1 pseudogene is annotated in these 1,098 nt (G+C 63.1%); it reads left to right on the top strand.

Annotated features, from left to right (window positions below):
* Positions 1–1,098: pseudogene (locus AB4Z11_RS32340) on the top strand (heme utilization protein); the annotation flags it as partial.

Consider the following 1,098-nt stretch of genomic DNA (forward strand, 5'->3'; position numbering starts at 1 on the left):
CGCAAGACCTGAACGCCATCAAGACCAGCACCATCGCTGCTATGGGTTCGGCACAGGTGTCGGCACTGACCACCGACCAGGTGAAGAACCTGGTGACCGGCTCCATTGCTGCCCTGAGCACCAACGGCATCGCTGGCCTGTCGACCGATGCTGTGGTCGCCCTGACCTCGAATCAGTTCGCCGTGATGTCTACCGCCCAGATCGGCGCGYTGTCGTCGAACGCAGTTGGCGCGATCGAGACTCAGGACATCGTTGGCCTGTCCACCGCTGCAATCGCTTCCCTGAAGTCGAACCAGCTGGTTGGCCTGACCACTGACCAGATCGGCGCACTGTCGACCAACCAGGTTGCAGCCTTCGGCACGGCCGCCATGGCGACCGGCCTGAGCACCGACCAGATCGTGGCGCTGACCTCGAACCAGGCTGGTGCGCTGTCCAGCGCCCAGGTTGCAGCACTGAGCACCAACAACATCGCTGCTCTGGAAACCGCGGACTTCGCTAACCTGAAGACTTCGGCAATCGCTGCCCTGTCGACCGGCCAGGTGAAGGCACTGACCACCGATCAGGTTGTTGCCCTGAGCACCCAGCAGGCTAACGTGCTGACCAGCGCGCAGTTCGCTGCCCTGAGCACCGACGATGTGGCGGCCCTGCAGACGCAAGACCTGAACGCGATCAAGACCAGCACCATTGCTGCTCTGGGTTCCGCACAGGTTGCTGCACTGACCACTGACCAGGTGAAGAACCTGGCGACCGGCTCTATCGCTGCCCTGAGCACCAACGGCATTTCCGGCCTGTCGACCGACGCTGTGGTCGCCCTGACCTCGAACCAGTTCGCAATCATGTCCACCGCGCAGATCGGTGCGCTGTCGTCGAATGCCGTTGGCGCAATCGAAACTCAGGACATCGTTGGCCTGTCTACCGCTGCAATCGCTTCCCTGAAGTCGAACCAGCTGCCAGGCCTGACCACTGACCAGATCGGCGCGCTGTCGACCAACCAGGTAGCAGCCTTCGGCACCGCTGCCATGGCGACCGGCCTGAGCACCGACCAGATCGTTGCCCTGACCTCGAACCAGGCTGGCGCGCTGTCCAGCGCCCAGGTTG

This window comes from Pseudoduganella sp. RAF53_2, assembly GCF_052113985.1.
Classification (GTDB): domain Bacteria; phylum Pseudomonadota; class Gammaproteobacteria; order Burkholderiales; family Burkholderiaceae_D; genus Rugamonas.